General features: G+C 70.1%; 17 protein-coding genes. 6 read left to right on the top strand and 11 right to left on the bottom strand.

What is annotated here, in order from left to right; all coding sequences use genetic code 11:
* Positions 1 to 167 precede the first annotated feature (167 nt).
* Positions 168 to 317: a hypothetical protein gene (locus FM110_RS14190; protein WP_159458091.1), complete on the top strand. Its 150-nt coding sequence runs from the start codon at positions 168 to 170 to the stop codon at positions 315 to 317.
* 15 nt (positions 318 to 332) lie between these two features.
* Here the strand turns inward: FM110_RS14190 and FM110_RS13125 are convergent, their stop codons facing one another.
* Entirely contained in the window at positions 333 to 2,135 is a 1,803-nt protein-coding gene (locus FM110_RS13125) for a hypothetical protein (RefSeq protein WP_143276401.1), read from the bottom strand.
* Positions 2,136 to 2,525: 390 nt separating this feature from the next.
* Between FM110_RS13125 and FM110_RS13115 the strand changes: the two genes are divergently transcribed.
* Positions 2,526 to 3,815, top strand: coding sequence for an IS256 family transposase (locus FM110_RS13115; protein WP_087105197.1), 1,290 nt, complete (start codon positions 2,526 to 2,528; stop codon positions 3,813 to 3,815).
* A 50-nt stretch (positions 3,816 to 3,865) separates the two neighbouring features.
* Entirely contained in the window at positions 3,866 to 4,339 is a 474-nt protein-coding gene (locus FM110_RS13110; RefSeq protein ID WP_087105196.1) for a GNAT family N-acetyltransferase, read from the top strand.
* A 168-nt stretch (positions 4,340 to 4,507) separates the two neighbouring features.
* On the opposite strand, the gene FM110_RS13105 is transcribed toward FM110_RS13110, so the two are convergent.
* Both FM110_RS13105 and FM110_RS13100 read right to left on the bottom strand, forming a co-directional pair.
* On the bottom strand, positions 4,508 to 4,897 hold the full coding sequence (locus FM110_RS13105) for a type II toxin-antitoxin system VapC family toxin (RefSeq protein ID WP_087105195.1): 390 nt from the start codon (positions 4,895 to 4,897) through the stop codon (positions 4,508 to 4,510).
* Positions 4,894 to 5,121 (bottom strand): FitA-like ribbon-helix-helix domain-containing protein, encoded by a 228-nt coding sequence (locus tag FM110_RS13100; protein WP_087105194.1) that lies wholly within the window; start codon positions 5,119 to 5,121, stop codon positions 4,894 to 4,896. The genes FM110_RS13105 and FM110_RS13100 overlap by 4 nt, the downstream gene beginning before the upstream one ends.
* A gap of 109 nt (positions 5,122 to 5,230) precedes the next feature.
* Between FM110_RS13100 and FM110_RS13095 the strand changes: the two genes are divergently transcribed.
* A complete protein-coding gene (locus tag FM110_RS13095; RefSeq protein ID WP_234992474.1) occupies positions 5,231 to 7,423 on the top strand; it encodes a KUP/HAK/KT family potassium transporter in 2,193 nt (730 codons plus the stop codon).
* Positions 7,424 to 7,441: 18 nt separating this feature from the next.
* Here the strand turns inward: FM110_RS13095 and thiL are convergent, their stop codons facing one another.
* Entirely contained in the window at positions 7,442 to 8,533 is a 1,092-nt protein-coding gene (thiL, locus tag FM110_RS13090; protein WP_087105193.1) for a thiamine-phosphate kinase, read from the bottom strand.
* Between the two features lie 88 nt (positions 8,534 to 8,621).
* Between thiL and FM110_RS13085 the strand changes: the two genes are divergently transcribed.
* Positions 8,622 to 9,125, top strand: a complete 504-nt coding sequence (locus FM110_RS13085) for a DUF3515 family protein (protein ID WP_234992473.1) — start codon at positions 8,622 to 8,624, stop codon at positions 9,123 to 9,125.
* 124 nt (positions 9,126 to 9,249) lie between these two features.
* Here the strand turns inward: FM110_RS13085 and FM110_RS13080 are convergent, their stop codons facing one another.
* From FM110_RS13080 to leuC, 7 genes are all read right to left on the bottom strand, one after another.
* Entirely contained in the window at positions 9,250 to 10,365 is a 1,116-nt protein-coding gene (locus FM110_RS13080; protein WP_087105192.1) for a D-alanine--D-alanine ligase family protein, read from the bottom strand.
* Positions 10,366 to 10,379: 14 nt separating this feature from the next.
* Positions 10,380 to 11,393 carry an NAD(P)H-dependent glycerol-3-phosphate dehydrogenase gene (locus tag FM110_RS13075; protein ID WP_087105191.1) on the bottom strand — a complete coding sequence of 338 codons (1,014 nt, stop codon included), beginning with the start codon at positions 11,391 to 11,393 and terminating at the stop codon, positions 10,380 to 10,382.
* Complete coding sequence (locus tag FM110_RS13070) at positions 11,390 to 12,133, bottom strand: lysophospholipid acyltransferase family protein (RefSeq protein WP_159458090.1); 744 nt, start codon at positions 12,131 to 12,133, stop codon at positions 11,390 to 11,392. Before FM110_RS13070 ends, FM110_RS13075 begins: the two co-directional genes overlap by 4 nt.
* Positions 12,134 to 12,141: 8 nt before the next feature.
* Positions 12,142 to 12,720 carry a hypothetical protein gene (locus FM110_RS13065; protein ID WP_087105189.1) on the bottom strand — a complete coding sequence of 193 codons (579 nt, stop codon included), beginning with the start codon at positions 12,718 to 12,720 and terminating at the stop codon, positions 12,142 to 12,144.
* Positions 12,721 to 12,821: 101 nt separating this feature from the next.
* Complete coding sequence (murA, locus tag FM110_RS13060; RefSeq protein ID WP_087105188.1) at positions 12,822 to 14,147, bottom strand: UDP-N-acetylglucosamine 1-carboxyvinyltransferase; 1,326 nt, start codon at positions 14,145 to 14,147, stop codon at positions 12,822 to 12,824.
* A 118-nt stretch (positions 14,148 to 14,265) separates the two neighbouring features.
* The gene (leuD, locus tag FM110_RS13055) at positions 14,266 to 14,892 is read right to left on the bottom strand and encodes a 3-isopropylmalate dehydratase small subunit (RefSeq protein WP_087105187.1); all 627 of its coding nucleotides are present in this window, start codon (positions 14,890 to 14,892) and stop codon (positions 14,266 to 14,268) included.
* A gap of 82 nt (positions 14,893 to 14,974) precedes the next feature.
* Positions 14,975 to 16,414, bottom strand: a complete 1,440-nt coding sequence (gene leuC / locus FM110_RS13050) for a 3-isopropylmalate dehydratase large subunit (RefSeq protein ID WP_087105186.1) — start codon at positions 16,412 to 16,414, stop codon at positions 14,975 to 14,977.
* Positions 16,415 to 16,580: 166 nt separating this feature from the next.
* Between leuC and FM110_RS13045 the strand changes: the two genes are divergently transcribed.
* Positions 16,581 to 17,318 (top strand): IclR family transcriptional regulator, encoded by a 738-nt coding sequence (locus tag FM110_RS13045; protein WP_087105185.1) that lies wholly within the window; start codon positions 16,581 to 16,583, stop codon positions 17,316 to 17,318.
* Positions 17,319 to 17,370 lie beyond the last annotated feature (52 nt).

The raw sequence follows: 17,370 nt of genomic DNA, 5'->3' as shown, positions 1-17,370 counted from the left end.
GCTCCTCATCACCGGAGGCCTCGATGCCTCACCCCACACTCAGCTCTGAAGAGCCGCTTTCGAGGCCGTCGAGATCTCCGACCTGTCACTGAACGACAACCCCACCCGCGCCATCCGCACACTCCACCGATCAGACCCCCGCCGACCGGGAGTGTTGCTTCAACGCTATGACACCACCCGGTGGCAACTCGGATTCAGGCACTCAGCGAGAGGACCTCATCCGGGAGCTTCGCCACTTCGGCGAGCTCCACTACCGGCGAGCCATCGACGACGCCACGTTCATCGCGCAGGCGCACCGCATCCTCCCGCAGCTGTAGCGATTCGATCGAGCACTACTTCACGGGAACCGTAGGACCGTACACCGCGATCTCGTCCGAGATTAGGTTGTTAATGGGCCAGGTGTCACATTCTGCCTGCTCTTCCTCAGTAAGTCGCTTGCGCCAAAAGGCCATCCCGTCAGTGTCCTTTCGGAGGACGGAGCACCCGTATCCGACCTGGGCGGACCATTCGGTATCACCGCTATGCGCCTTGCCGCCCAGTGCGTAAATCTCAGCCTTGTCGTCGTCAGATAAACCTTTAGTTCGCGCTTTGATCTGCCAAGCGTTAATCCTGTAGAACGGGCTATTCGGGTCTTGCGCAAGCAGCCATGAGCTTAGCTCTTGTGCGGCTTCTAGTAGCTCGTCGCGGAGCGTTGATTGGTCACTGGTTGCCAAATCTGCGGCGCTGATGATCCGCAGAAGTGTCCCGGTGGCCTGATTCAATAGTTCTTGGGAGAGAACCTTGTCTCGATACGACTCGGTAATGTGTCCCAAATTGATGTTGAGAACTTCCAGGAAGTCTTCCGCTGTTGCGAGATCGTATATCGACAACTGACGGACTATGGCTTTCTCGCCCCTGGTGTCCATGTGCCAGTATAGCGCCTTGTCCCAATTCTGGCTGTAGGGGCTTGATACCTTCCAGGTGTCATTGCTTTCGTTGTATTCGCAGTACAGTGCGAGCCAGCCATTGAACATCGTCGACTTGAGTCGCCCGCTTTGCGGCTCCTTTGCTGGAATTGATTCCTGCTGGACGATCGCTCGATGCAAAGTGTCCAGCTCACCTCGGACCTTTTCGTTCAAGGCGCGCGCGACCAGTCGGCTCTCATCGACGTGGAGCGCCTCGAAGAGTTCCGCGTAACGGTTGAGATCCGCTAGACGCGATTTCATTGCCGCGAGGTAGTCGTCCTCTGCATGCTCGAAGGATAGCTGCTGACCGTTAATCTTCATGAAACCGGCATCGAAGCACTCGGTCAGGAATGAAAGTGCTCGCCGATAGTCGAGCATCGATCCGGAGTCGGCAGTCGTCAAGGTTCCGGAGTAAAGGTCGGCAACCGGGTCATGCTGGATCTGCAACGTCAGTCCAGAACCAAGGGTGATCATCGAGGTGTGCTCATCCAGCTTCCGTCCCCGAGGGTTTGTGAAGGAGGTTCTGTGGGACTCGATTGTCATGGTCAAGTCGTGTTCGGCATAGTCTTCAGGAAGCACTTCAAACACTCCCTCAAGGCGTGCCACTGCTCCTGAGCGTGTCTTCACGCGTATTTCAAAATCTGGAGATGCGCTGTCGGTGGTGTCGAGTAGTAGTGGCTTTGATAGGTCAAGTGGCCTCGGGGCGGAGATTGTGATCATGCAGTCCTCGAGCGTCTCGCCATCTTCGAGAATGAGCGCTTCCACTTCGTCCTTGACGGAGTTGATGAACTGAAGAGTGGCACATACTGCGGATTCCGATTCGGGAAGTTTCTGAACGCGAATCGTCGCAGTCTTTTGGCCGACGCTATTTTCCAGGATCCTCTTGAGTTTCGCGGGAGTCAGCGGGTTCCAGTAAACGGAACTAGTGCGTGCCTTTCTGTTATAAATCACTACGAACAGTATGACTGATCCAATCTTGAGCATCCCCTTGAGGTGTCGCACGCCGAGCGAAAAGCCGAGGTCGCCTTTGAAGCCCTTGGAGGTTTCGTGCCTGGCTTTAATTTGCACAGGGATTCTGGCCTGGAAAGTCTCGACGGAGTGCGGCTCGCCGGAATGGATATCAATATGCCCATCTGTCAATGGCGTTCGATCGTTCGTGTCGAAGTAGAGGGCTAGGCGCTCATGATACATGAGCGCACCTTCTACGGCGTGAACTGCCGTAAGTTCTGCTGACAAAATGGGCCTCGGTTCTGAGTTTCTGGCAGACGAATCGGGGTCCGATCGCCGTTGTTCCAATTCTATGTGGATTAACGAGGGCGGCCCGACTGCTCGCCCGCTGTGCCTTCGCGTAGCTCTGTCTCTAGCTCGGCGTATGCCCGCTCGACGTATGCCTTCAGCGCAGCCTCGCTGACCCGCCACTGTCCGCGCCCGCCGACTCGGATCGCCCGTAGCTCCCCTGTAAGTTGAGTCCCGCATAGTGGTGTAGCGCGGTGGCCGCAGTGATCGTCCCGGACGTGGACGCGGCCACCGTGTGATCCTTCGAGTGAACCTCTCACAGCACTCTCGAACGGGGTCATCACGATGACCGCTCCCCACATTGTCGACCCTTCCGGCCTGCTCGGTGAAGCCCTGGCTGAAGCCTCCCCGGATCTGATGCGCAGCCTGCTCCAGGACGTGATCAACTCCCTGCTCTCCGCGGACGCAGACGCTGTCGCCGGCGCGGAGTACGGTCGGCCCAGCGCTGGTCGTTCTGCGCAGCGCAACGGCTACCGCCACCGCGACCTCGACACCCGCGTCGGCACGATCGACGTCGCCGTCCCCAAGCTCCGCACCGGCACCTACTTCCCCGACTGGCTGCTCGAGCGCCGCAAACGCGCCGAATCCGCCCTGATCACCGTGGTCGCCGACTGCTACCTCGCCGGCGTCTCCACCCGCCGAATGGCTCCCCGGATGCACGCTTCGCGCATATCGCATCCGGGGCCCCAGCTCGTCAAGACCTTGGGCATCAACTCACTCTCGAAGTCGCAAGTCAGCCCGATGGCCGAGTCGTTGGACGAGCACGTCGAGCAGTTCGGCCACCGTCCCCTGGACGAGGCCGGGCCATTCACGTTCGTCTCCGCCGACGCGCTGACGATGAAAGTCCGCGAGGGCGGGCGCGTGATCAACGCCGTCGTACTGCTGGCCACCGGCGTGAACGGCGACGGGCACCGCGAAGTCCTCGGCATGCGTGTTGCCACCTCCGAGACCGGAGCGGCGTGGAACGGCTTCTTCGCCGACCTCGTCGCCCGCGGCCTCGCCGGGGTCCGCCTGGTCACCAGCGACGCCCACGCCGGCTTGGTGGAGGCGATCGCTGCGCACCTGCCCGGGGCGGCCTGGCAGCGGTGCCGCACCCACTACGCCGCGAACCTCATGGCCGTGACGCCCAAGAGCATGTGGCCAGCGGTGAAAGCGATGCTGCACAGCGTCTATGACCAGCCCGACGCGGCAGCCGTGAACGCTCAGTTCGAGCGGCTGCTGGACTACGTCAGCGAGAAGCTCCCGGCCGTGGCCGAGCACCTCGACGCGGCCCGCGCAGACCTGCTCGCGTTCACGGGGTTTCCCAAGGACGTGTGGGTGCAGATCTGGTCGAACAACCCCACCGAGCGTTTGAACAAGGAGATCCGCCGCCGCACGGACTCCGTCGACATCTTCCCCACCCGCGAGGCGATCGTCCGCCTCGTCGGCGCGGTCCTGGCCGAACAGACCGACGAATGGGCCGAGGGCCGCCGATACCTCGGCCTCGACGTCCTCGCCCGCTGCCGCCTCAACCTCGTCCCCGACACCAGCACCGAGGAGGTCACCACCAGCTCCCTGCCCGCCCTGACCGCCTGACCCCCAAGCGAAGGATCGCTACACCACTTCCAGGGACTTGACCCCCCGCGATCTCCCTGTCGTGGTGGTGGCAGCAGCGCGCCGCGTTCGCCCCGGACGCGTGGCACCTCGCGCTGACTGTCCGTCACGACGGCGTGCTCGTGGGGATGCAGGACGTGCACGCCACCGACTTCCCGCTCACGCGCACGGTCGAGACCGGATCATGGCTCGGGCGGGACCACCAGGGCAAGGGCATCGGCACGCTCATGCGCCAGATGGCTATCAGCTTCGCCTTCGACGAGCTCGACGCCGTCGCCTGTGAATCCGGGTACATCGTGGGCAATGAGGCTTCGCGGGCGGTCAGTCGCAAGGCGGGCTACGTCGAGAACGGCCAGCGCACCCTCGTGCAGCAGACGCGGCAGGGACCGGTTCGAGCACAGGAGCAGCGCGTGATCGTCACACCCGACGCGGTGGTGCGACCGGCCGAGCGGGTCGTGGTCGAGGGCGCGGAGGAGCTGCGACGGTTCCTGTCGATCGAGCGGTGATCCCGGGACATCTCCGCGCGGCAGCCGAGCCCAGACCCGGCGTCTGCGGGGTATGGCACGTACCGTGCACCTGTCGCCCGGAGAACCGATAGCGCAGTTCCGATGCGTCGCCGCCCCTGCAGCCGCGGTCCCTCAGAGCTCGCGAACATCCGACTCATCGTGTGACGATCACGAGCCGCGCGGCCCGAGGACCTGCGCCCGATGTCCAGCGGTCGCGAGCTTCCTGTCGCAGGTGACCAGAGGCGCGTCGAGGGCCACGGCCAGGGCGACGTAGGAGGCGTCGTAGCTCGTGAACTGATGGCGCAGCTGCCAGACGCGTCCGGCCAACGGCTCCAGGTCGTGCCGGATGACGGTGAACGACCAGTAGTCATCCAGGGCCTGCTGCGCTCGCTCAGGCTCGAGGACACTGCCCCTCTCCAGGCCCCGCAGAACGGACAGCACCTCCCCGTCCAGCAGATGCGGTGCATGGATCTCGCCCTCGAGCGCCAGGAGGAGCTCGGCGGACGGCTCGGCGCCCACCAGCGCCTCGACCATGGCCGAGGCATTGAGGACGATCATCGGCGCGCCGAACCCACCTCGGCGAGGATCGCCTGCGTCGAGACCGATGCGGACCGATCGCGGGCGCGCAGGCGATCGACGATCTCGGCATTGCTCGGGCGCGATGCGATCAGGGCAAGCTGCGCGTTCACGTAGGCGGAGACCGACTGCCCCCGGTCGGCCGCACGCGCCTTCAGCGTCTCGGCCACCGCCTCGGGGACGTCACGGATATAGAGAGTCGACATGCGCAGAATGCAAGCACTCTGCAAGCACGCCGCACTGTGATGCACGGATCCCCCGCCGGGGCCGCTCAGCCCCTTGCGCTGGGCCCGCGCGATGGCATGATTGCCGCTCGTGTCACCTGAACAGGCCGGCCCGCGCCCCGAGGGCGCCGCCTCCGCTGGTACCAGCGTCCCCGCACCGACATCCTCTGCGGAGGCTCCGGCGCATCCGTCGTCGCCCGCCCCCTCCCCCGCCGGGCCGTCGGCACCGGGGACTGCGCACGCCGCCGACCCCTCCACGGACGCCGCCGAGAGCGCGCAGCCCGCGGCCCACCCGTGCGTGATCCACGGGATGCCGCGCGACCTCCCGCCCCTCGAGGTCGGGCCCGACACCGTCACCAACACCCACGGTAAGCCCGTCCTGGGCCCGGACGGGAAGCCGCGCCACCGCGAGCCCGTCCTCGCGCTCATGCTCGCGGCCATCGGCGTCGTGTTCGGGGACATCGGCACCAGCCCCCTGTACTCGCTGCAGACCGTCTTCTCCGTGCACCACAACGCCGTCGCCCCCACCGAGCAGGATGTCCTCGGCGTCATCTCGATGGTCCTGTGGTGCCTCATGGCCATCGTCTCCTTCACCTACGTGGGCATCATCCTGCGCGCCGACAACCAGGGCGAGGGCGGGATCCTGTCGCTCGCCACGCTCATGCGCCGCAAGCTGGGCCTGGGCTCGAAGCAGGCGGCCGTGGGCCTGTTCCTCGCGATCCTCGGCGCCTCCCTCTTCTACGGAGACTCGCTCATCACGCCGGCCATCTCCGTGCTCTCCGCCTTCGAGGGCCTGGAGACCGTGAACTCCGACCTGGGCACGTATGTGGTGCCGGCGGCCGTCACGGTGCTCACGCTGCTGTTCCTCGCCCAGCGCTGGGGCACCGGCGTGATCGGCAAGGCCTTTGGGCCGATCATGGTCGCCTGGTTCCTCGTCATCGCGGCGCTCGGCCTGCCGCAGCTGATCGCGAACCCGTCGATCCTGCGGGCCGTCTCCCCCACCTACGCCCTCTCCTTCGCCCTCGACCGCCCCCTCGTCGCGTTCATCGCGATGGGCGCCGTGGTGCTCGCCGTGACCGGCGCCGAGGCGCTGTACGCGGACATGGGCCACTTCGGGCGCCGCCCCATCGCCCTGGCCTGGTTCTGCCTGATCCTCCCGGCGCTCATGGTCAACTACTTCGGCCAGGGCGCGATGATCCTCAGAGATCCGGGCACGATCGACAACCCGTTCTTCCACCTCGCGCCCGACTGGGCCCGCATCCCCCTGGTGGTGCTCGCGACCTGCGCGACCGTGATCGCCTCCCAGGCCGTCATCTCGGGCGCCTTCTCCGTGTCCCGCCAGGCCACGCGCCTGTCGATCCTCCCGCGCCTGCGCGTGATGCAGACGTCCAAGGAGCACGGCGGCCAGATCTACGTGCCCGTCGTCAACATGATCCTGTTCCTCGGCGTGCTCACCCTCGTGCTCACCTTCCGCGACTCCCAGCACCTCGCCTCGGCCTACGGGCTCTCGGTCACCGCGACCCTGCTGCTCGAGCTCTCCCTTTTCCTGCTGCTGGCCTACCGCGTGTGGAACTGGCCGCTGTGGCGCGTGGTCGCGATGGCCGCGATCGTCGGCGGCATCGAGGCGGCCCTGTTCTCCGCGAACCTCGTCAAAATCCTCTCCGGCGGCTGGCTGCCGCTCGTGATCGCCGCGGCGGCGCTGACGATCATGCTCACCTGGAAGCGCGGCTCGAAGATCATGTTCGGCCGACGCGCCGAGATGGAGGGCCCGATCGAGGACTTCGTGGCCGAGGTGCAGGCGATGGACCTGCCTCGCGTCCCCGGGCTGGCGGTCTACCCGCACGGGGATCCGCGCACCACGCCCCTCGCCCTGCGCCGCAACGTCGAGTTCAACCGGATCCTCCACGAGCACGTGGTGATCGTGACGATAAAGAACATCGGCGTCCCCCACGTGCGCCACGACGCCCGCATCACCGTCTCCGAGCTCGGCGACAGCGACGACGGCATCGTGCACGTGCTGTGCCGGGTCGGCTTCAACGACTCCCAGGACGTGCCCAAGGCCGTGCGTCTCGCGGTCGGGCGCAGCCCCGAGCTGGACATCGACCCGGACGAGGCGTTCTACATGCTCTCGGTGTTCCGCATCGAGCCCGGCGACGACCACTGCATGCCCGCGTGGCAGAAGGTGTTGTTCCGCTTCCTCGAGAAGTTCTCCGCCAACCGCACGCAGGTGCTCCACCTGCCGCTGGCCCGCACGACGGTGATGGGGGCCGAGGCCGAGCTCTGACGGCGGCCGCCGGCCGCCTCAGGCGAAGTGGTCGAAGCCCTCGTGGGTGATCGCGGCGCCGTCCAGCAGCACCCGGGGGGACTCACCAGCGGACAGGGCCCGCACAGCGCCGATGCGGCGGAAGCCCATCGGCACCCGATCGGCCGGGAAAGTCGCGAGCATCGCATGCTCCTCGCCCCCGTGGAGCACCCATTCCCACGCGTCCGCGTCGAGCGCCCGAGCTGCGTCCGCGAGGGCCTCGGCGTCAGGCGCCAGGGCGCCGTGGTCCAGATCGATGACGACTCCGCTCGCACGGGCGATGCGGCCCGCGTCCCGGACCAGTCCGTCGGAGACGTCGAGCATCGCACTCGCGATCGCGGTGCCGTCCTCCTCCCGCGCCCCGGCCCACCCCAGCGCCAGGTCGGGATCCGGGGCGTTGTGCCAGGCCACGAGCTCGCGGGCCCGTGTATCGGCGGCGCGCCCAGCGAGGATCCAGGCCAGCCCCGCCCCGCTGCGGCCCAGGCGCTCCGTGCCGATCGCGAGCACGTCCCCCGCCCGCGCTCCCGAGCGGAGCACGGGCGCGCTCCCCTCCGGCAGGGAGCCGAGCGCGGTCACGGTGAGCGACAGGACGGGACCGGCCCCGAGGTCGCCGCCGACCACGGGGGCGCCGTCGCGGGCGGCGCGGGCGGACAGGGCCCGGCTCACGTCCTCGAGCAGAGCGATCGGCGTCTGCGCGGGAGCGGTGACGGCGACGACGAGCGCGCTCGGCCGGGCCCCCATGGCGGCGATGTCCGCGAGGTTCTGCACGGCGGCCTTCGCCCCGATCCACTCCCCGCACGTGGCGTCGAGCAGGAAGTCCTCGCCCTCGGTGAGGGTGTCGGTCGAGACGACCAGACGCGGGGACGCCAGGCGCACGACGGCGGCGTCGTCCCCGGGGCCGACCTCCACCCGGGGGCCCTCGGGAGCGCTCCCCGCACGCGCCCCGTCCACGCAGCCCTCCGCCGTCACCGGGAGGATGCGAGCGAGGACACCCGCCTCGGTGAGGTGCCCGATGCTCGCAGAGCCGTCGGTCGTCGGTGCCTCAGGGGCCGTGCGGCCGCTCGCGGGGCGGGGAGTCTCGGGCGTCGTCATGGCCCCATCGTGGCACCCGCGACCGCCTCCCCGCGTCCGTCTCCTCACGTCCGTCTGCTGGGGCGAGGCCGCCGGGTAGTCTGCTGAGGTGCTCCCCGCCTCTCGTCCTCGTCCCCTGCACGTCGCGACGATCGGCCTTGCCGCGGCCACCCTCACGGTGCTCACGGGCTGCGGGACCGTGACGGTCCCCGCGGGGCCGGAGGCGACGGACCCGGCGTGCGCGACGATCGTGCAGAACGCGCCCGAGACGATGCTGGGGCTCGACCGCCGCGAGACGACGAGCCAGGGCACGGTCGCCTGGGGCAACGGCGAGGACACGATCGTGCTGCGCTGCGGCGTGACGCCGCCCGGCCCCACCACGGACGCCTGCACCCGCCTCGAGGACCAGCGGGGGCTCTCAGTCGACTGGATCGTGCGCGAGGAGGACGGCGTGGTCACGTTCACGACCTACGGTCGCTCCCCCGCCGTCGACCTCACCGTCCCGCGGTCCGTCGCCCCGGATCAGCCGTCCGCGGCAGCGCTCGAGCTCGCGGGTCTCATCGCCCCGCTGCCGGTCTCCAGGACCTGCACCGGTCCGGGCGACACGGCCTGATCCCCGCGCCTCTCCGGGCCGACGGGGCCCGCCGCGCGATCGGGTCAGCGCATGATCAGGTCAGCGTCCGAGCGGCTCAGCGCACAGTCGGCCCAGCACACGATCGGGTCAGCGCATGATCGGGTCAGCGCAGCCCGATGCGCCGCGCGCGCGCCAGCTCGACGAGCTCGGCGATCAGCGCCGCGTAGTCGAGGCCCATGTTCGCCCACAGGACGGGGAACATCGAGAACGGCGTGAAGCCGGGCATCGTGTTGACTTCGTTGACCACCACGCGGCCGTCGGCGGCCACGAACACGTCCACGCGGGCCAGGCCCTCCAGGCCGAGGGAGACGAAGGCGTGGGCGGCGACCGCGCGCACCGCGGCGATCTGCTCGCCCGTCAGCTGCGCGGGCACCTCGATCTCGACGGTCCCCTTGCCGAAGTACTTCGACTCGTAGTCGTAGAACTCGAGGTCGTCGCCGATGCGGACCTCGCCGGGCACGGTGGTGCGCGGCGCCTCGCCGCCGCGGCCCGCGAGGACGCCGCACTCGACCTCGCGCCCTGCGACGCCCGCCTCGATGAGCACCTTGGGGTCCTCCGCGAAGGCGGTCTTCATCGCGTGGTCGAGCTCGGCGGGGTCGGAGACCTTGGTGACGCCCAGGCTGGAGCCGGCGCGCGCGGGCTTGACGAACCACGGCAGCTCGAGGTCGCGCCGGACGCGGTCGAGCACGCCCTGCGCGTCCTGGGCCCACTCGTCCTCGCGCACGACGACATCCGGCGCGCAGGGGATGCCCGCCGCGCGCAGCGCCGTCTTGGTCGCGGCCTTGTCCATGCACACGGCCGAGGCGAGCACGCCGCTGCCCACGTAGGGGACGTCCAGCAGGTCGAGGGCCCCCTGGAGGGTGCCGTCCTCGCCGTAGGGGCCGTGCAGCAGCGGGAACAGGACGTCGATCTCGGCGAGGGTCTCCACGCGATCACCGCGGATCACCCGCAGCACGATGGGCTCGCCGGGGCGGTGCGCGCCCGCGGGCAGGAGCACCTCATCGCCGTCCGCGGGGACCTCCGGGGCCTTCCCGTCGGTGATCCGCCAGTGCTCCGGGTCGTCGGAGACGAGGACGTAGCGTCCGTCGCGCGTGACGCCGATCGGGATCACGTCGTAGCGGGTGCGGTCGATCGCGGCGAGCACGCCGCCGGCGGTGACGCACGAGATGCCGTGCTCCCCGCTGCGGCCGCCGAACAGGAGGGCGACGGTGGTCTTCATTCCCGCCACGATAGTCACTCCGGCCGCACGGACCGCGCCAGCAGGGCCGCGGTGGTCTCCGTGATGTCCCTCCCCCTGTCGACCACGTGGACGACCCCTCTCGTGATCGGCATGTCGACGCCCAGGCCCTCGGCGATCTCCGCGACCGCGCGGGCGGTCTCGACGCCCTCGGCGGTCTGCCGGACCAGGGCGACGGCCTCGGCGACGCTGCGTCCCTCGCCGAGCGCGCGCCCCAGACGGTGGTTGCGCGAGAGCGGCGAGGCGCAGGTGGCGACCAGATCGCCCATGCCCGCCAGACCCGCGAACGTGGCGGCATCCGCGCCGGACGCCGCACCGAGGCGAGCGATCTCCGCGAGACCGCGCGTGATGAGGCTCGCCCGGGCGTTGTCGCCCAGCCCCAGGCCGGCGGCCGCGCCCACGGCCAGGGCGATGACGTTCTTGACGGCTCCGGCGATCTCGACGCCCGTCACATCGACCGAGGTGTAGGCCCGGAAGGCCGGGCCGGCGCACCAGGTGGCGACGCGGTGGGCGAGCTCCGGGTCGGCGGAGGCGACGACGCTCGCGCACGGCTCCTCCGCCGCGATCTCGGCCGACAGGTTGGGGCCCGAGAGGACGGCGATGCGACGCGGGTCCACCCCGCCGGCCTCGACGATCACAGTGCTCATCCGGGCGTCGGTGCCGCGCTCGATGCCCTTGATGAGGGAGACCACGGGCAGCTCCGGAAGGCGCCCGCCGGGCTGGGACGCGCGCAGGCGTCCGAGGTTCTCGCGCAGCGACTGCGCCGGGACGGCCAGCACGATGCCGTCGACGCCCTCGAGGACCGCGGCGAGATCCGAGGTCGCGGTGATCGCCTCCGGCAGCTCCCGGTCGCCCAGGTAGGCGCGATTGCAGTGCTCCTCGGCGATCTCCCGGGCGGTCTCCTCGCGGCGCGCCCAGAGGCGGACCTCCGCGCCGGCGCGCGCGAGGACGAGGGAGAAGGTGGTGCCCCAGCTCCCGGCCCCGATGACGGCGATGCGGCGCGCGCTCATCGGCGGTGCCCGTCCTCGGGGCGGAAGGCGTCGGCGCGGGGGTCGTGCAGCTCAGCGGGCGGGGCGATGCCGCGGATCTGGGCCACGAGCGCCACGATCTCCTCCATGATCTCGCCGGTGCAGCGGATCGCGGCGTCGCGCGGGCTCTCGCCGTCCGCGGCCTCCAGGCGGACGGGCCTGCCGAAGGACACCTGCACGTCCCGCCGCGGCGGGACGTGGGGGCGCCGGGCGCCGTAGGGCCAGACCTCACGGGTCCCCCATACCGCGGCGGGGATGACGGGCGCGCCCGTGTCCAGCGCGATGCGGGCGGCGCCGAGGCGGGCGCGCATGGGCCACAGCTCGGGGTCGCGCGTGAGGGTTCCCTCGGGGAACATCGCGACGATCTGCCCGCGGGTGATCGCGTCCTGCGCCGCGTCCAGGGCGCTCGAGGCCCGGGTCCCCGCCCGGGCACCGCGGGCCACGGGGATCTGCCCCGTCGCCCGGAGCGCCGCACCGAGCACGGGAACGTCGAACAGGGGCCCCTTGGCCAGGAAGCGCGGCGGCACGCAGCCCGTCAGCAGGGCGTCGCCGATCGCGATGGGGTCGTACACGCTGAGGTGGTTGCAGACGACGAGGGCGCCGCCGCTCTCGGGCAGGTTCTCCAGCCCGGTCCAGGTGCGGCGGGTCCAGGCCCGCGCGACGGGCCGCGCGAACGCCTGCGCGACGGTGATGAGGGACGGGACCGCCCGGGGGTCGGACACGCCGCGCCTCAGCGGGAGACGGCGCCGCGCACGCGGCCGATCGTCCGTCGTGCGGCCTGACCGGCCAGGCCGCGGCGCGGGATCTCGCCGCTGCGGATCGCGCGGCGGCGCACGGTCGCCGGGGCGCGGCGGGCGAGGGTGTTGACGGCCGCGGCGTGCAGCAGGCGGCGCGGGGCGAACGCCAGGCGTCCGCGCACCGACAGGAACTTCACCGCAGTGGTGACCTGCAGCAGCTCGCCGCCGGGGAGCAGGGCCACGCCGATGCGGATGCGGAGGTTCTCGTCGTCGTCCGCGATGAGCGCCTCCGAGCCGCGCACCTCGTCGGTCACGTACTCCTTGGCGGGCGGGGGCACCATGTCGAACAGGCGCACGGCCTCGTCGCGCAGCGCGCGCAGTCCGCGCCGGGACAGCGGCGTGTTCTCGTGGGAGAAGATCGCCTCGGCCCAGACCCGCGGATCCGTCTCCGCCACACCGCGGGTGGGCACGATGACGACGTCGCAGTAGTCGGGGACGGGGATGTCCCGCAGGGCGATCGAGGTCGCGGGCGGGGGGACGGTGCTCGCGAGATCGGCGGAATGCTCGGTCATCTGGTGGGCTCCTCCCGGTCGATGCGCGCGGGGCACGGCCCCGCCTGTCGTCCCTGCGCGGACTGGCCGTCCTCCCGGAACTGCCCGTCCTCCCAGGACTGTCAGTCCTCCCAGAACTCCGCGCCGAGGGCCGTGAGCTTCTCGCGGAAGCTCTCGTAGCCGCGGTCGATGAGGTCGATGCCGTGGATCTTCGAGACGCCCTCGGCGCCGAGCGCGGCGATGAGGTAGGAAAAGCCGCCGCGCAGATCGGGCACGGTGATCTCGGCGCCGTGCAGGTCCTTGGGGCCCGAGATCACGGCGGAGTGGTTGAAGTTGCGGCGGCCGAAGCGGCAGCGGGAACCGCCGAGGCACTCGCGGTAGACCTGGATGCGGGCGCCCATGTCGTTGAGGGCCTCGGTGAAGCCCAGACGGTTCTCGTACACGGTCTCGTGGACGATCGAGATGCCCTCGGCCTGGGTGAGCGCGACCACCAGCGGCTGCTGCCAGTCGGTCATGAACCCGGGGTGCACGTCGGTCTCGACGGCGATCGCCTTCAGCGGCGTGCCCGGGTGGAAGAAGCGGATGCCGGCCTCGGTGATGTCCATCCCGCCGCCGACCTTGCGGAAGATGTTGAGGAAGGTCGCCATCTCCTTCTGGGAGGCGCCGCGGACGAAGACATCGCCCTGGGTCACCAGCGCCGCGCAGGCCCACGAGGCGGCCTCGATGCGGTCGGGGAGCGCGACGTGCTCGTACCCGCCCAGGCGCTCGACGCCCTCGATCGTGATGGTGCGGTCGGTCTGCAGGGAGATGATCGCGCCCATCTTCTGCAGGACGGCGATGAGGTCCTCGATCTCCGGCTCGACCGCGGCGTTGGTCAGCTCGGTCACGCCCTCGGCGCGGACGGCGGTCAGCAGCACCTGCTCGGTGGCGCCGACGCTGGGGTACTCGAGGTGGATCTTGGTGCCCTTGAGTCCGTTGGGCGCGGTGATGTAGATGCCCAGCTCGCGCTTGTCGACCACGGCGCCGAAGTTGCGCAGCACGTCGAGGTGGTAGTTGATCGGGCGATCGCCGATCCGGCAGCCGCCGAGGTCGGGGATGATCGCCTCGCCCAGGCGGTGCAGGAGAGGACCGCAGAACAGGATCGGGATGCGGGAGCTTCCCGCATGCGCGTCGATGTCGACGACGTGCGCCTTCTCGACGTTGGAGGGATCCATGCGGATCACGCCGCCCACGACGTCCCGCTCGATCTTGACGCCGTGGACCTTCAGCAGCTCGCCCACGATCTGCACGTCCCGGATGTCCGGGACGGAGCGCAGGACGCTCGGCCCCTCGCCCAGCAGGGCCGCGACCATCGCCTTGGAGACGAGGTTCTTGGCGCCGCGGACGGTGATCTCGCCCTTCAGGGGGCGGCCGCCGCGGACGGAGAAGGTCGAGAGCGCGTCGTTCATCGTGTCCTTGCAGGTTCCTGGGTCGGGGTCCGGGAGGAGGGACCTCGGTGACCGCCTCACCATACCGGAGGAGGGCATGGCGAACCTGGGCCCGGGATGTGATCCCGGGCCCGCCCGATCACGAGGCGGGGGCCTCCGCGGAGTCCGCCGTGCGCGCCGGCAGGGTCTTGGGCATCCAGGACGGCCGCGTCGCCTCGAAGGCGTCGATGTCCGCCTCGTGACGCAGCGTCAGGCCGATGTCGTCGAGGCCCTCCATGAGGCGCCACCGCGTGTAGTCGTCGATCTCGAAGCGCAGCACGGCATCGCCGGCGCGGACCTGGCGCTGCTCGAGGTCGACCGTCACCTCGGTGCCCGGGGCCTCCTCGAGGATCTTCCACAGCTGCTCGATGTCGTCCTGGGACAGCTCGGCGGCCACGAGCCCCTGCTTGCCCGCGTTGCCGCGGAAGATGTCCGCGAAGCGGCTCGCGAGCACTGCCTGGAAGCCGTAGTCGCGCAGCGCCCAGACCGCGTGCTCGCGCGAGGATCCGGTGCCGAAGTCGGGTCCGGCGACGAGCACGCTGCCGCCGCGGTACGCGTCCTGGTTCAGGACGAAGTCGGGGTCGCCCCGCCAGGCCGAGAACAGTCCGTCCTCGAAGCCGGTCTTGGTGACGCGCTTGAGGTAGACGGCGGGGATGATCTGGTCGGTGTCGACGTTGGAGCGTCGCAGCGGGACGCCGACGCCGGTGTGGGTAGTGAACTTCTGCACGGTGCTTCTCCTGCTCCCCCGGGCGGCGCCGGGAGTCGTGATCGGGTGCGGCCCGGGAGACCGGGCGCGGTGGGGAGGCGGCTCAGGCGGCCGCGGTGGCGGCGCCGTCCCGGGACGGGGCGTCGAGGTCGTGGGGCGAGGACAGGGTGCCGCGCACGGCCGTGGCGGCGGCGACGGCCGGCGAGACGAGGTGGGTGCGCCCGCCCTTGCCCTGGCGGCCCTCGAAGTTGCGGTTCGAGGTCGAGGCGGCCCGCTCCCCCGGCTGCAGCTGGTCGGGGTTCATGCCCAGGCACATCGAGCAGCCGGCCTGGCGCCACTCGGCCCCGAAGGCGAGGATCTCGCGATCCAGCCCCTCCTGCTCCGCCTGGATGCGCACGCGCGCGGAGCCGGGGACGACGAGAACGCGCACGTCGGGGTGCTTGCGGCGGCCCCGGATCACGTCCACGAAGGTGCGCAGGTCCTCGATGCGGCCGTTCGTGCACGAGCCCATGAACACGGTGTCGACCGCGATGTCCTTGAGCGGGGTGCCGGGCACCAGGTCCATGTAGCGCAGGGCGTTCTCGGCGGCGACGCGCGCGGTCTCGTCCACGAAGTCCTCGGGCGCGGGCACCGCGGCCGAGAGCGGCAGGCCCTGGCCGGGGTTGGTGCCCCAGGTGACGAAGGGCTCGAGCTCATCGGCGTCGATCACGACCTCGGCGTCGAAGACGGCGTCGTCGTCGCTGCGCAGCGTGCGCCAGTAGGCGACGGCCTCGTCCCAGTCCTCGCCCTGCGGGGCATGGGGGCGGCCCTTCACGTACGCGAAGGTGGTCTCGTCGGGGGCGATCATCCCCGCCCGGGCGCCGGCCTCGATGGACATGTTGCAGATGGTCATGCGCCCCTCCATGGAGAGGTCCTCGATGGCCTGGCCGCGGTACTCGAGCACGTAGCCGGCGCCGCCGCCGGTCCCGATCTTCGCGATGACGGCGAGGATGATGTCCTTCGCGCTGACGCCGGGCTTCAGGGAGCCCTCGACGGTGATCGACATGGTCTTGAACGGCTTGAGCGAGAGGGTCTGCGTGGCCATCACGTGCTCGACCTCGCTCGTGCCGATGCCGAAGGCCAGCGCCCCGAAGGCGCCGTGCGTCGAGGTGTGGGAGTCTCCGCAGACGACCGTGATGCCGGGCATCGTCAGCCCGAGCTGGGGGCCGACGACGTGGACGATCCCCTGGTCCTTGTCGCCGAGGGAGTGGATGCGCACGCCGAACTCCTCGGCGTTGCGGCGCAGGGTGTCGATCTGGGTGCGGCTGGTGATGTCCGCGATCGGCTTGTCGATGTCGATCGTCGGGGTGTTGTGGTCCTCGGTCGCGATCGTCTGGTCGACGCGGCGCAGAGCGCGGCCCTCCTGGCGCAGGCCGTCGAAGGCCTGCGGGCTGGTCACCTCGTGCAGCAGCTGGAGGTCGATGTAGAGCAGGTCGGGCTCATTGCCCTCCCCCCGTCGGACGACGTGATCGGCCCAGACCTTCTCCGCGAGCGTGCCCGCCATGTGCTTCTCTCCCTCATGCGTGGATCGGGCCGCGCCGGGCGCGGACCGATCGGTGTGCGGCGCACGCCCCGGTCATCCGGGCGGCGCTCGTCGTCAGCCGCCATCGTCGATGTGTCCACGATCCGATGCACTTGCGTCTCAGTGTTCAAGACGGCATGATTCCGGCATGGACACCACCAACCCCGATGACGGCGGCAGCGGCGTCGGCGTGCTCGACAAGGCCGCCATGGTGCTGGGCGCCCTCGAAGCAGGTCCGGCGACACTCGCGCAGCTCGTCCAGTCGACCGGGCTCGCCCGCCCCACCGCCCACCGTCTGGCCGTCGCGCTCGAGCACCATCGCCTCGTCGCGCGCGACATGCAGGGGCGCTTCGTGCTCGGCGGCCGCCTCGGCGAGCTCGCCGCGGCCGCGGGCGAGGACCGTCTGCTCGCCGCGGCCGGCCCCGTGCTCGCCGCTCTGCGGGATCACACCGGGGAGTCCGCCCAGCTCTATCGTCGCCAGGGAGAGCACCGCATCTGCGTGGCCGCCGCCGAACGACCGGTCGGTCTGCGCGACTCCGTGCCGCTCGGCGCGACCCTCACGATGAAGGCCGGCAGCGCCGCCCAGATCCTGCTGGCCTGGGAGGAGCCGGACCGCCTGCACCGCGGCCTCCACGGCGCCCGCTTCACCGCGACCATGCTCTCGGCGGTCCGCCGACGCGGCTGGGCCCAGTCGATCGGCGAGCGCGAGAGCGGCGTCGGCTCGGTCTCGGCCCCCGTGCGCGGCCCCAACGGCCGCGTGGTGGCGGCCCTGTCGGTCTCCGGACCGATCGATCGGATCACGCGCCAGCCCGGTCGCCTGCACGCCGCGGCCGTGATCTCCTCGGCCAACCACCTCACGGATGTGCTGCGGCGCTCGACCATCTGACGCCTGGGCGCATTGACGGCGGCGGCCCGCGGAACCGAGGGGTTCCGCGGGC

Origin of the sequence: Brachybacterium nesterenkovii, from assembly GCF_900163655.1 — a bacterium.
In the GTDB taxonomy this organism is placed as follows: Bacteria; Actinomycetota; Actinomycetes; order Actinomycetales; family Dermabacteraceae; genus Brachybacterium; species Brachybacterium nesterenkovii.
The sequence above is the reverse complement of the archived record's forward strand: the minus strand, read 5'-3'. Positions and strand labels throughout refer to the sequence as shown.

Coding starts and splice junctions, on each gene's coding strand:
- FM110_RS14190 (WP_159458091.1), top strand. CDS start 168: ATGACACCACCCGGTGGCAACTCGGATTCAGGCACTCAGCGAGAGGAC.
- FM110_RS13125 (WP_143276401.1), bottom strand. CDS start 2,135: ATGTATCATGAGCGCCTAGCCCTCTACTTCGACACGAACGATCGAACG.
- FM110_RS13115 (WP_087105197.1), top strand. CDS start 2,526: ATGACCGCTCCCCACATTGTCGACCCTTCCGGCCTGCTCGGTGAAGCC.
- FM110_RS13105 (WP_087105195.1), bottom strand. CDS start 4,897: ATGATCGTCCTCAATGCCTCGGCCATGGTCGAGGCGCTGGTGGGCGCC.
- FM110_RS13100 (WP_087105194.1), bottom strand. CDS start 5,121: ATGTCGACTCTCTATATCCGTGACGTCCCCGAGGCGGTGGCCGAGACG.
- thiL (WP_087105193.1), bottom strand. CDS start 8,533: ATGACGACGCCCGAGACTCCCCGCCCCGCGAGCGGCCGCACGGCCCCT.
- FM110_RS13080 (WP_087105192.1), bottom strand. CDS start 10,365: ATGAAGACCACCGTCGCCCTCCTGTTCGGCGGCCGCAGCGGGGAGCAC.
- FM110_RS13075 (WP_087105191.1), bottom strand. CDS start 11,393: ATGAGCGCGCGCCGCATCGCCGTCATCGGGGCCGGGAGCTGGGGCACC.
- FM110_RS13065 (WP_087105189.1), bottom strand. CDS start 12,720: ATGACCGAGCATTCCGCCGATCTCGCGAGCACCGTCCCCCCGCCCGCG.
- murA (WP_087105188.1), bottom strand. CDS start 14,147: ATGAACGACGCGCTCTCGACCTTCTCCGTCCGCGGCGGCCGCCCCCTG.
- leuC (WP_087105186.1), bottom strand. CDS start 16,414: ATGGCGGGCACGCTCGCGGAGAAGGTCTGGGCCGATCACGTCGTCCGA.
- FM110_RS13045 (WP_087105185.1), top strand. CDS start 16,581: ATGGACACCACCAACCCCGATGACGGCGGCAGCGGCGTCGGCGTGCTC.